Origin of the sequence: Pandoraea horticolens (genome assembly GCF_902459555.1) — a bacterium.
GTDB classification, from domain to species: Bacteria; Pseudomonadota; Gammaproteobacteria; order Burkholderiales; family Burkholderiaceae; genus Pandoraea; species Pandoraea horticolens.
On sequence record NZ_CABPSM010000009.1, the window covers coordinates 220,081 to 232,727 of the forward strand.

A 12,647-nucleotide genomic window follows, 5' to 3' on the forward strand; every position below is an offset into this window, starting at 1 on the left:
TCCTTTCACCGGCAGATGGATCGTCAATCGGAAGCCGGTTGAAATTGAAGCCGGTACTTTCGCTAGTCTGATGCACAGCCCGCTGCTGGCATTCGCCTGATTCCTTATTCAACCAAGCCTTCCGATAGGCATCCTCAGCAAGCTGGCGATTTCCACCGGAAACCGCTGTCGCCCAATCGCCTTGCTGCAAAAGGTCAGTTTGCCCAAAAACTCGCATCTCGGCTGGTCCGGATTTAGCCGAGCAGATCACCCATTATCTCTAGATTTGGTTGGTACGAAATTTCACGGACAGGTCAGCGGCTCTGCGCTGGCCTCGCGAAGGGTTCAACCCGATTCGCAATGTCCGTATAGAGAACACCGTTCAGATGATCAATTTCATGCTGAATAATCCGGGCGTGAAAACCTTCGGCTATTCCTTCAATCCGTTCGCCGCAGAATCCCTGAGCAAGATAGTGAATACGTTCTGCGCGGGTAACCCACCCACGGTATCCTGGAACGCTGAAACAACCTTCCCAGTCTTCGACGGAGCCTTCTGAGGATGTGATCGTTGGGTTTATGAGCACTGTGGCAGGCACCGGAGGTTGCCCCGGAGCGCGATCACCTCCGGCGAACTCGAACACGATGACTCGTTTCGAAACGCCAATTTGCGGAGCCGCCAGCCCAACGCCTCGCCCATCACGCATTGTTTCGAACATGTCGTCAATCAAGTCCCTGAGCTCAGGTGTTTGGAACACGTCGACAGGGATCGCGATCTGGCGAAGAAGCGGGGCACCGGGCAACAGAAATTCTCTTTTCATGATAACTCCTAGAAAGTTGGGGCGACTGCACCTTGCAACCTCTGCTAACGGTACTCTTAGTGTGGCGTGAAAATCCACCTCGGCAAGTGGGGTTACTGCACGCCGTATAAAGAGTTCTCGAGTGAGCTTTTCATAGACCGCCAACTGCGCCGTCACCGCCTGGTCGTAACCGGACAGCATGTCCTGCAACTTTTGACGCGCACGCTCCTTCCCCTCAGGTTCCGAGCGTGCCAGCACCTTCTGCCAAGACTCCCATTCGATCAGGAAGTACTGCGGGAATTCCGCATGCTCTCGGGCAAGAACTTCCTGCTCGGCATCCTCCAGATCCTGCGCATCCACTCCGGAGACATCGAAGAAGCGCATGTTTGCGATGTCAGTGGGTAAGTGCAGCCGATCTGGGCGAGCCTGGCCAACCATCCGGCGCCTGCCGTCTTGAATTCAGCGCTGCAGTTGATAGACGCTTTCAAACGGTCGAGAAAACGGGAGAACTCCGTGGCATGCATTTCCTCACTGTGCGCCTGTCATTGATGCACCTGCGCTTGCTCGTCGTTGGCGAACCCATCCCGAACCGCTTCGTGAAGCGGGCGCGCCGCTGCGTTGACTGCATCATGACTCGCTATGGAGAAGTGGATTTGAGGCCCACTATATCCCGGCGCAGATGTGATCTCACGCAGTCGTTGCAGGCTGGAGGGCAAGCTTGGCGGTAGGTGGGTCAGTGGGTGGTCAGTATCAAGCGTCGTGAGGCTCACAGGCAAGGTCGGCAACTCCGTCAACCGGTTGGCGCCTACGTCAAACGTCGTGAGGTCCATAGGCAATTCCGGATGGCTGCGCAAACCCAAATCACTCAAGTCCAGTTTGCCGTCCTCCATGTTGAGAATCCTGTCCTTGGCGATCGCGCGGGCGTTGTCCGCCGGCGCGACAGCTACCCATGCGCATAGGGCAGACTGGTAGAGTTCAACAACGCCACTACCTTGCCCCTCGTGCCGCTCAGGTATGCTCCCGATCAGTTCGCCGAGGAGCTTGCTCGCGTCAACTTGAGCCTCCAACGTGGCGAGCACGTCACGGGCGAGTTGAGCATGCACAGGTGAGGGTTTGGTGGACTGACCACCGGGCGCATTTTCCGAGCAAAGGCTTGCGAGAACGTCAGCCAATGCCTCGGCGTCAACACCTTCGTGACCCGATTGCGCCAGGTGCTGCGTAAGGTCCCGGCGCACCGACTCGATGTCGGCACCGCTCATTAGGCTGAATTGGCGATGGGTCCAGGCAAGCGCGGCCAATAACGCCGTGCAGCGCCATTCATGACCCGGATCGTCGCGCTGGCCCGCATACTCAAGCATCAGCCTTTTCGCTTCATTGACTTGCCGGGACGAGTAGGGCGGCGCGTTTAACGGCTGAGCCAGCGCGGCTAGCGAAGGTGATTCAGTGGGGCGGATCGGCATTATGGTTGAAATGGCAATGGAGGAGGGCGTCGCCCTGAGGGGCTCCCAACGGTTCCGCTTGATTCAGGCCATTCTGGCATCGTTCCTACGTTGCCAGCAGTCGGCTTGGGCTTGCGCTGACGGAGTGCCTGCGCACAGCCATCACCCAGTTGGTTGGGGGCATGTTGGACGATAAACCGCATGAGCGGCTATCAAAAAACGAGCATCTGCACACCATCACGCTGGTACGCGCGCACCGTCGAGCTCGGCCCAACGACCGCCAACACCAGCACTGGAAGTCACCTCGAACGGCGGAGCGGAAAGCCGTTCAGCCCTACAGAACGCAAGCCGTAGAAGGGATGCTGTTTTTATGTCGCCCCCGGCCAAAATCCCTCGACAGAAGACTGGCGCGTCGGGCAGGACAGCGAAGAGCACCGACGCCATGTTGCGGACGTGGAAGGCCCTCGGCCAGGCAGGGATTGTGGCCGAGGGTGGGTTCGACGGGGCGGCTAGGCAGTACGGCGTCGCGTCTGCCTCGCTGAGAAATTATCTTCGTGCGGGCGAAACGCTGACAAAGCGCGCTGTCAGCGCGCGATGGCATATGTCAGAGAAAACACTGGTCGGAGTGTCTCAACGTTGACCTCCATGACGCCCGCGGCCATCGTCGGATTGTTGCGTAACCCGATCAACGTTTTCTTGGGATCGAAACTGCCATCGCGTAACGCCCGCGCGGTGGCTTTGGTGTAGGGCACAGTGCGTACTCGGCGAGGGGCGGCCTTGCAACTGGCTTCGGCCCGCTCGAATGAGCGCATCCATTGATTGAACAGAGTCGTGCCGGTATCGGATTTGAGCGCGTCCGTCCCCGCCTTGATCGCCATCGTCAGAAAATCACGCGTGGCAAGCTCCCCGTCCTCTTTGTCGAGCAATGCGCTCACTTCGGCGGGAAGCTCACTGGTTTGTAATCGGACTTTAAGTTGAGCCTTAAATGCCTTGGCAATTTGCTCGCGTATCTCGTCCGGTTGGGCCAGATAACGTGCCGCCGCTGAACTCGCGCGGCCCATCAGGCGGTACCCGCGCAGTGCCTCGATAATTTCCCCGGCACGCCCAACCCGATATATCCCACTCGAGTCAATCGCCGCCTGTGCTGTCTTGAGGGGCTTGAAGGAGCGCGCCGGCCCCCGCTGTTTGGCGCGCACCTCCATGGTGTTCTCGATCAAGCGCGCAAGCGCTGGGCAGTCGGTGTACAGGAAGGCGTCGTCCCCGTCTGTGTCCATGTCGCGCTTTCGCAGTTCAGCGATCGGCAGTGCGCCACACTGGCCCGGTAACAGGATGTCCTTGACGCGCAGGCTGCCGGTGCTCTTCATCTGCGCGGGAATCTCATTGCGCTTGCGCCCGTCCGTCCATGAGGAGTGCATTTTCATGTCGTGGCGGGAGCATGCCATGTCGAGTGTGTGGTGGTGCTGCGGCCAGTGTTCGTCGGGGACAATAATCAACATGCCTTTGCCGTGCAGCATGCTGCCGGTGTCGGAGGTATCGTCAAAGCCCGTATAGCTGTACTGAATCGCGAAGTGCTCGGCAAGAAACCTTGCGGTCAAATCTCCCGACGCTTCGGTAACTATCGCGCTGGCGGCAACGGGCAGCAGATTCTCCTTGTCATACGGCGGCTTGCCGATCAACACTGGCGCCTCGCGGTTCGCGGCAAGGCCCGCGCACAATTGCGCCGGCAGGTGAAACTGATCGTCGGCCGAGGGAACCGCCCGGATTCTCATGCTCTCGTAGGGACCGCGGACCAATAGATTGTGCAATTGCAACGGAGTAACCTGCGCCGTGTCGATCGTGCGCAATTTCGCGCGCATCAACTCGCGCGCCTCGTCAAGTGCGGCCCGATCGCGCGCGAAGTGTTGCAATGCCTGCGGCGCCATGGTGCCCGGGGCGACCCTCGACATGTCGCGGCGCTGCTGTGCTGGCGCAGCCTCCCACGCCCGCATCCGCTCGCGCACGGCGGGAATGCGCTGTGCCACACTTGCCTTGATAAAGCCACAGCCGTCGTTCGGACACAACGCCAAGGGTACGCCGTCAATTTTAGGCTTAAACGGATGCGATGTCCCGGGCACGTCGTCGAACCAGCCGATGGTCAACGTGCCCTCGCCAACGTGGGTATGCGGCACTGTCTCGAGCAGCGCGCGCTGCATGCGCGCCCAGTCTTCCTTGAGCGGTGCGAGCTTGCGCACAAGGTTCATCAAGGCGCTGTCCGGCGCGCTGTCAGCATACGGCACCGCAGCCAAGACGTCGTAACCGCGAGACGCCCCCGCTAGAATGCTCTCTACCGGCTGATGTCGGCCTTTTAGCAGGCGGCTACCGCCAAACATGTCGAATCGCCAGAGTTGATTATCGTAGCGAAACGTGCGGGCCAGCATGAAGCGGCTCAGCGTGCCCGGCAGCTTGACTTCGACTAACGGCAGATGCGTGATTCGTGCAAACAGGGAATAGTTTTCGTCCCCCTGATGCTCACGCGGCAGTTCGCGCCCTATCATATCCACGAGCACGTGACGGGTCTTGCCGACGGTTGGTGCGACCTCCTGGAATTCGCCTCCCATGTCCCGACGGATGAGCGTTGGATCAAAACTGCTCGGTGGGTAGGTTCTCGCGATGCGCTCATGTTCCAGGTGCATGAATCGATCCATGGCCTCGTCCACGTCGTCGCTGGCCTCGATCTGGGCGATCAGATTCCAGCTCATATCGCTCAGATCGCGCTGAAGTGTTTCGCGGGTTTGCGCGAGAGTAGTATCGACCCAATTGCGCACTAGGAGCGCGTGCGACTTATAGGCATGGCTTTTCTGTGCTGTGCCTGCGACGACATTGTAGGTCTTGAGAAGCTGATAAAAAGTCAGTGCCGGACATCGCGTATGGAACGTCTCCGACGGCGCCGTTGGCCGAACCGCGGCCCCCCCGTCTCGGGGTTCGTTCAGGAGGCACGTTGCCTTGCGCGTCACGTGAGGATAGAGTGCCATCAGGAGACGCAAAGTCTCTGCACGATGCTTTGACAAGTCCGTGCTACGCAGCAAAGGAAGCAGGCCAACACACAGGTTGCCCAAGGTCTCCAAGTTGTCGTTGGGCAATCCGCTCGGCAGCAAGCTGCGCAGTCGGGCCAGGGTCGTGGTGGCCAGTGTCCCCAGGGCCTCGCGTAACTGCAAGGTGGCCATGGCCTTGACTATCAGGGCAATTTCAAGTATCTGGGCATCGCGCATCATGTCGTGCGCGAGCACATGATCGCCCAAACTTTCCAGCAGGCCTGCAAGGATAGTGGGCGGATCCTGATCAATGCGCGGCAACGCCAATCGCGCCACGGCGTTGGCCATCTGCGCCATTTGGCGCAGGTCGTACGGATGCCACGTCTCGTTTTGACCATGCAAGTACTCGACACAGGTCCACATTGCCTCTTCGCATGCGTCGACGTCCAGAAACTTGCTCAGCGCGTTCACGGTATGGGCAATATTCTGCGCGTCGAACGTGTCCAACGCTGCATTGTTGAGCCCGACAATGCGCTGCGCCAGGCACCGTGCCGCGTCCCTCGCATCGGCATCATCGGGCCATTTGCTCAGCGCGTTCAGGGTATTAGCAATGCCTTGCGCCTTGAACTTGCCGACGAACGCATTGCCCACCTTGACAATATGCTGCGCCAGGTACCGCGCGGCGTGTCGCGCGTCTGCCTGATCGGGCCATTTGCTCAGTGCGTTCAGGGTATGGGCAATGTCCTGCGCGTTGAACTCGCCAACCAACGCATTGCCCACCTTGACAATACGCTGGGCCAGATGCAGCACGGCGTCTCGCGCATCAGCGCTATCCGGCCATTTACTCAACGCGTTCAGGGTATGGGCAATGTCTTGCGCGTTGAACTTGCCAACCAACGCATTGCCCACCTTGACAATATGCTGCGCCAAGCACCGCGCGGCGTCCCCCGCATCAGCTTGGTCGGGCCATTTGCTCAGCGCGTTCAGGGTGTTGCCAATTTCCTGCGCGTTGAACTTGTCAACCAACGCATTGCCCACCTTGGCAATATGCTGCGCCAGGCGCAGCGCGGCGCTCCGTGCGACGGCGTCATCGGGCCATTTGCTCAGCGCGTTCAGGGTATTGCCAATGCTCTGTGCGTCGAACGTGTCCAGCGCCGCATTGTTCAGACCGACAATATGCTGCGCTAGGCACCGCGCGGCGCTCCGTGCGACGGCGTCATCGGGCCATTTGCTCAGTGCGTTCAGGGTGTTGGCAATGTCTAGCGCGTTGAACTTGCCAACCAACGCATTGCCCACCTTGACAATACGCTGGGCCAGATGCAGCACGGCGTCTCGCGCATCAGCGCTATCCGGCCATTTACTCAACGCGTTCAGGGTATGGGCAATGTCTTGCGCGTTGAATTTGCCAACCAACGCATTGCCCACCTTGACAATATGCTGCGCCAAGCACCGCGCGGCGTCCCCCGCATCAGCTTGGTCGGGCCATTTGCTCAGCGCGTTCAGGATGTTGCCAATTCCCTGCGCGTTGAACTTGTCAACCAACGCGTTGCCCACCTTGGCAATATGCTGCGCCAGGCGCAGCGCGGCGCTCCGTGCGACGGCGTCATCGGGCCATTTGCTCAGCGCGTTCAGGACACTGCCAATTTCCTGCGCCTTGAACTCACCAACCAGCACGTTACCCACCTTGACAATATGCTCCGCCAGGCACCGCGCGGCGTCCTGCGCATCAGCTTGCTCGGGCCATTTGCTCAGCGCGTTCAGGGTGTTGGCAATGTCTTGCGCGTTGAACTTGCCAACCAACGCATTGCCCCCCTCGACAATGTGCTGCGCTAGGTCAAGCGCGGTGCGGCGACACCATTGATCGCGAGGACATTTGCAAAACGCATTGAGATACATGGCTATCTCACGTCTCTGCAAATTACGCATATCCAGCTTGCTGGCAATCGCGGCAAGACCGGTCGCGCAATCCGCCACTCTGGCGAACTTACTCAGTTTGTTAGCCACGTACACCATCGTCTCGCTCGGCGATTGGCGAAACCAGGTATCGCTTTGCAGACATTGCGCCACATCATTGACACACGCGCTTAGCACTTCCTCGCTCATATTCTGAGACTGGTTCACTAGACTTCTCAGATGGTCGTCCATCACTCTGGCGTTATCCCTAAACGCGCCGTCGCGCAAGCGTCCACGTAGTGTCTCGAACGAGCCATTGTGGCCTGCACGGGTGGCCCCTTCGAACCGAGACGGACCATCGTGGCACTGGCCCGAGCCAGCAGAACCATATTCTCTAACCCCCACGTTTCTTCTCGCGCCTGTGGCACCAAATTGTTTGACATTTCGTGCGAAGCTGCCACGCCATTGCGGTAGAAATGAATGCTCTGAGGAGCGACTAGAGGGGGCTCCTTGCAGGCCTATCGGCTCGCCCGTCAGGGGTTCGTGCGGTGCTTGCGCCACGCGATGCGGTGGGCATGCGGATGAGGTCGCCCGGCCTCCGAGACTGTACGCGCCCGAGCTTGATGCTGAGGACGAGACCTTGCGCACTTGCTTTCTGATGGGGGATCGTCCGTCAGCAGGCGCCGGTCGTTTTAGACCTCGTCCTCCTGAGGTTCGCAGGCAGTGGGGGGGAGGTGAGGGGGCTGTGATACGTGGCATGCGTAGCCGTCCTAGTGCTGTGAGTTATAAATTTGCTTCATTATTGGTATTGCTGCCAGCGGCGACGAAATGCAGCTTGAAGGTGTGTTCGGATTCACGCAACTCCTCTTCAGTAAGGATCACGGATCTTGCTTTGTTGACGGAGTCAACGATGAGGCCGTGTTCATAAAGTCGGTAAGCGCGTCCCAATCGAAGCTCTTCCAGGCACGGTTATGGTCATGCAGGGTCAAGTAGAGGAGCGAGAGAACGGCGGCGCCGATGGCAGCAGTGCCGATGTTCATGGCGGTTATTCCGAGACTCTTTGGATCCGCGTTTAGACATCGTTTAGACATCGAGGTAAGGTCGGATCGCCTCTTCAAGTTGCCGTGTCGAGCGAAGCGTGCCACGTTGAATGTACTTCTCGGTGAGCGTGGCGAACCAGCGTTCGACCTGATTGAGCCACGACGCGGAAGTCGGAGTGAAGTGAACATGGAAGCGCGAATGACGAGCGAATCCGTTTTTGATCGAAGGCGTCTTGTGCGTACCGTAGCTGTCCTACGGTCCAGCGCCTGGATCTGACTCTTCTCATCCACGCACAACACCATTGCCTTCAGGGGGGATCGAGATACAGGCCGACGATATCTCGAACCTTGTCAACGAACGCCAGTGACAGTCACCGCCAAGGGCACGCCTCGCCGGTCTTCCCACGGAATGCCGGCGTGCAGGACAAACAGAATGCCGTTTAGGGCTGCTCGATCGTCCATACGAGGGCCCACCTTTCGATGAAGGCGTCGCAACCGGCAGCAGCGGTTGAAGCGCCTTCCACAGCGCTTTACTGATTTTTCTTCGAGTCATGCCACTTCTAACACCGATCGGCATCCTTTCGATGACATTGTTTTGTTAGCCGCTCTTATTGCGACAGAACCCCATTGCTTCCCATCCCCACTTGTTCTCCCGCCCGAAAACGTATACTCGTAAATGCAAAATAGGAGCGCTAACGGTTAAATTCCTTGCGCTCGCTTCCACAAATACGGCAGTTCTACTGCACCTGAGACACTAAGTTCTGAGGTATTTTTCCAAAGTTCTTCACGTAGAAAGTCTCATCCTTTTTTGCATTGAAAATATTATGGATGGCGTCTATTAACTCATCTTTGGTAATTTTCAATTTTTTGAACATCCACCGACCATCGTTTTTTACAATATCATCAATTTACCTAAATTGATTTTCTCCTGCCGGTTTTTTAATTTCAAATAAAAGATATCAATTTTCTATATTTGATCGTATAAAATCCTCGCTTACCTCTCGCGCGCTCGAAAGTGAGGTGGCCTTGTCTTTTATTCCTTTTGCGCTCGCGGTGTGCTTAATAGCTCAAGTTAATACGTCGTCATACGTTGCATGCGCCGGGCCGGTGAAGCCGACCTCACTATAAATGTCCTCCGCCCCCGGGGCGATGCTGAGATCGATATAGAGTGTCAGGTATGTCGAGTTCGGCTCTATCATCTCAGGGTGATCGTTTTTGTCGTCGACTGAGCACTTGCTGAGGTGTGCTCGAAGTATGTTTGGCGATGAAAATTCGCTCCGAGAAGCGTTTGCCAAGTGTGCGTCGGCAGAAACAGCACTGGTTAGCGCAGAGACCGCGTTGGCGAGATTCGATAAAGATCTAGAATTTCGATAGAAGTTTTCCTGCAATTCGACGGGTGCCGCAGGAAACATCGATTGAATGCCAGATGCGTGATTTTCATTAAAATTGCTTTTTTTATTCTCTGGCTGAAGTGTTCCTGAACCTCGAAATCGAATTTGCCCGCTGCCTTGTCATTGGAATTTTCTGACGTATTACTTCGACGATTTATTGTATCATTTATTTTTTCGGGCGATCTATTGAGGACTTTTGCTGCCTGTGCGGCATACTGCCCAGCCAGAAAAAGAGCATAAAATGCTGCTATTCGCGAAGAATTTTTTACGCTGATTGGCGCCATCTCGCTCCGGCGAGGCGAATTAGGATTGTCATGCATTGACATATGCAAATATCCATTACTTCTCCTATTGCCATTTAGAATTGCCAAGTTCCGATTCATAAAATTCTTCCTTATGTTGAAGACGAGTTGCTCGCGCCTGTCGCAATAGTCCGCGTGCCGCAGATTAGATGCCTGGGAGACAATAAAACTTCGCAGGGGCGTCGCTAAGATGCGAGGTAAGGCGTTTTCGCCTCAGATCTACCGTTTTTCGGCTGCTTTGACTGGGGGGAGGGGAGGGCAACAGATCGGCTAAAGGGGAAATTCACGTCGTTGTGTCACTTGCTCGGCCTACGGGGATCATCCCGCGACCTAGTCTTGTCGGAGATGGCGTTGCGCCAGCGTCTCCGGCGCCGCCGACGCTGCGTGGCACCGGGTGCTTTTGCGCTACGCGTGCTACGGGAGGAGGCGGTTGTTGGAACGAACTCGACGACGCTGCGGGGCAACGTTCCAGAACAGAGTGGGTGGGCGGGCGCGCCGCTAGCCAGCGAATACGGGGACGGCCTGGTAGCTGTTGGCCTTCTGAGGAGCAACGGGGCCGTCCGAAGCCCGGTAGCATTCGGGAACCCAGCCGCGCGCGCACTGGCGCCCGGCGGAGTAGTAGGCGTCTGCACGTGGTGTAAGGACTGCGCAGATGTCGTCCCAAGACATTGACGGGCTTCTTCGCCGGAAATGATATGCATGGCTTCACTCCACAGAAGTTCTCGCGATCGCGACGTGCCGCCGGTCGTCGGCGGCAGCCCGCCATAGGTGGTTTATTGTTGCAGAGGCTCGCCATCTAGACTTTCACAAATCGTTCAGCGCAGTTTCAAGCCGAGGCCTTCGATCGGTTTCGCGATTGTCTATCTGGGTTCGGGAGAGAGATTTTATGGAGTTGGACGCCGTTTAGCATTCAGCCTCGCCAGCGCCAGTGTGATCGCGTTTTCGTTTGTCGGAGTAGTCGCTTGGTTTTTCACTTCGACGAATCTTGTCAAGATGATTGGCTCTAAGAACAAAGGTGCGTCGCTTCAAGACGCTGGAGCATTTAGGTCGTTCTACGTTTTTTCGAGTGCATATCTTGATGAATCTGGACAGGTGGCCAGGACGAATCTCGTTAAATGGTTGTTCGTATTTGCCGGTCATGATGAAATGCACGAGTTCAAGGGCTCGGGCTTTACGTTGGCGGTGAAATCGCCGGTCATCGACGCGGTGCAGAACATGACCCACCAGGCCAAGTCAGCTGCCGACCCGGGCGGCGATGCGCGTGTGTCGGCACTGCAGGGTTACGCTGCGGCTAGTGGGGCGTATGGGGCTTACAATGAAGCTAATAGGGCGCTCGATGCCCTCACCAGCACTGACCCGACCGTGAAGCCGGAGGTGAAGGTCGAGTTGAATCAGGGGAGGCCGTGGCGCGGGCTATTGGGACGTATGCGAACAAGAAGAGGGATGAAGCCCGGACGCTGGCGAAGGACAATTTGGAGGGAAGAACAGGCTCCGAGACAAGCTACGGTTCACCTCGCGTCATCATTGCGGAGCCGGTCCTCGGCGCGCTTCGTCAGCGTGCCGTCTGCACGCAGGTAATTTCTCAGCCTGGTAAACGCGACGCCGTACTGCCTGGCCAAGCCGTCAAGCCCGCCTGCCTTGTTAATCCCCTGCTTGCCAAGGTGCTGCCACGCCCGCAACATCTCGAGGGTGATGTCCTTGCCAGGCGGGTTGAGCCGGTCCTCGGCGTGCTTCGTCAGCGTGCCGTCTGCACGCAGGTAATGTTTCAGCGCGCCAGATGCGACGCGGTATTGCTTGGCCACGCCGTCAAGCCCGCCCGCCTTGACAATCGCCTGCTTGTCGAGGCACTGCCACGCCCGCACCATCTCGAGAGTGATTGCCTTACTAGGTGGGTGGAGACGATCCTCGGCGCGCTTTGTCAGCGTGCCGCCTGCGCAAAGGTAAGCTCTCAGCGAGGCAGACGCGACGCCGTACTGCTTGGCCACGCCGTCAATCCCCCCCGCCTTGTCAACCCCTTGCTTGCCGAGATGCTGCCATGCCCGCAACATATCGAGGGTGATTTCCTTGCTAGGTGGGTTAAGCCGGTCCTCAGCGTGCTTCGTCAGCGTGCCGTCTGCGCGAAGGTAAGTTTTCAGCGCGGCAGGCGCGACGCGGTACTGCCAGGCCAAGCCGTCAAGTCCGTCAGCCTTGGCAATCCCCTGCTTGCCGAGGCGCTGCCACTCCCGCAACATATCGGTGGTGATCCTCACTCTCCCGTGCTTCGTACTCATTTTTTTGCGGGGGATTCGGGCTGGCGGCGGCCGTTGTGCCAAGGTCGACGGCATGCCAGACAACGCCCCGGCATGGATAGGTGGTTCCGTTCGTCCACTCTGATCTGCCTGGTGCACTAAGCGCACATTGACGCCGACAGTCGTCGGCTGCGTTGATGCTGACGTCGACTGGCTCACGTTTCCCGGGGTCAGTCCAGCGCTCTTCGCCGTTCTGAGGGGCGGCAGGAGTTGACTCAAACTCAACGACGTACGGCTCCACCCGTCAGCCTGACGCACTTCGCGCACGTCGGTACCAAGGGTAGACGACTGTGTTGAAGTCGACGGAGTAGGCTGTGCCGACGTTGATGTTGTTACGGGGAACCGGGAGCGCGGGGCACCAGCGCCGGAAACAGGAAGCATGGCGTTGCCTGATGGAAGTTCTTGTGATCGCGATGTGCCTGCCAGATGGCCCATCGTTGGTCACTATTGCATAGTCTCGCCATCGGCGCTTGCATGAATCGCTCACTGGGGTGGCAAGCCGCAGGC

At 57.8% G+C, this 12,647-nt stretch carries 4 protein-coding genes and 3 pseudogenes; all 7 read right to left on the reverse strand.

Going from position 1 to position 12,647, the window contains the following annotated elements:
* Nucleotides 1–293: 293 nt before the first annotated feature.
* On the reverse strand, nt 294–1,214 hold the full coding sequence (gene def, locus PHO31112_RS16205) for a peptide deformylase (RefSeq protein WP_150621425.1): 921 nt from the start codon (nt 1,212–1,214) through the stop codon (nt 294–296).
* Nucleotides 1,215–1,318: 104 nt separating this feature from the next.
* A complete protein-coding gene (locus PHO31112_RS16210; protein ID WP_150621426.1) occupies nt 1,319–2,134 on the reverse strand; it encodes a hypothetical protein in 816 nt (271 codons plus the stop codon).
* 665 nt (nt 2,135–2,799) lie between these two features.
* Nucleotides 2,800–7,329, reverse strand: a complete 4,530-nt coding sequence (locus PHO31112_RS16215) for a DUF1601 domain-containing protein (protein WP_174995747.1) — start codon at nt 7,327–7,329, stop codon at nt 2,800–2,802.
* 573 nt (nt 7,330–7,902) lie between these two features.
* Nucleotides 7,903–8,159: pseudogene (locus tag PHO31112_RS16220) on the reverse strand (DUF6429 family protein).
* 49 nt (nt 8,160–8,208) lie between these two features.
* Nucleotides 8,209–8,518, reverse strand: a pseudogene (locus PHO31112_RS16225) (transposase); the annotation flags it as partial.
* Nucleotides 8,519–8,555: 37 nt separating this feature from the next.
* A pseudogene (locus tag PHO31112_RS16230) lies at nt 8,556–8,712 on the reverse strand (transposase); the annotation flags it as partial.
* A gap of 2,648 nt (nt 8,713–11,360) precedes the next feature.
* The gene (locus PHO31112_RS16235) at nt 11,361–12,122 is read right to left on the reverse strand and encodes a hypothetical protein (protein ID WP_150621428.1); all 762 of its coding nucleotides are present in this window, start codon (nt 12,120–12,122) and stop codon (nt 11,361–11,363) included.
* Nucleotides 12,123–12,647: the final 525 nt, after the last annotated feature.